The sequence below is a fragment of the Mesorhizobium sp. M00.F.Ca.ET.216.01.1.1 genome (assembly GCF_004010325.2).
Taxonomy (GTDB): Bacteria; Pseudomonadota; Alphaproteobacteria; order Rhizobiales; family Rhizobiaceae; genus Mesorhizobium.
The window spans coordinates 1-431 of sequence record NZ_SADR02000137.1; the positions used below are offsets into that span (position 1 = coordinate 1).

Annotated in this window: 1 protein-coding gene; it reads left to right on the plus strand. The window is 61.7% G+C overall.

Translation table 11 applies throughout. From position 1 onward, the window contains the following. On the plus strand, nt 1-431 hold a 431-nt coding region (locus EN859_RS35410), incomplete at both ends, for a Glu/Leu/Phe/Val dehydrogenase dimerization domain-containing protein (RefSeq protein ID WP_281015672.1).

A 431-nucleotide genomic window follows, 5' to 3' on the forward strand; every position in this document is an offset into this window, starting at 1 on the left:
AGAATTTCCGCCATGCGATGGAGTTCCTCGATCTGCCTGAGGGATTGGCCGAGCGGATCATTCAGTGCAACTCGACATACACAGTGCGGTTTGGTGTCAGGCTGCGCGGCCGGATGTACAGCTTCGTCGGCTGGCGCTCCGTTCACAGCGAGCATTGCGAGCCTGTCAAAGGGGGCATCCGGTTCACGCCCGATGCGGATGCTGAGGAGGTTGAGGCGCTCGCAGCGCTGATGACCCTCAAATGCGCGCTGGTCGACGTCCCGTTTGGCGGCTCAAAAGGAGCACTCAGGATCGACCCGCGTGAGTGGACTCCTCAGGAGCTCGAGCGCATTACCCGCCGTTTCACCCAGGAGCTCAGCAAGCGCGGCCTAATCGGTCCTGGGCTCAACGTGCCAGCTCCTGATGTGGGCACAAGCGAGAGGGAAATGGCC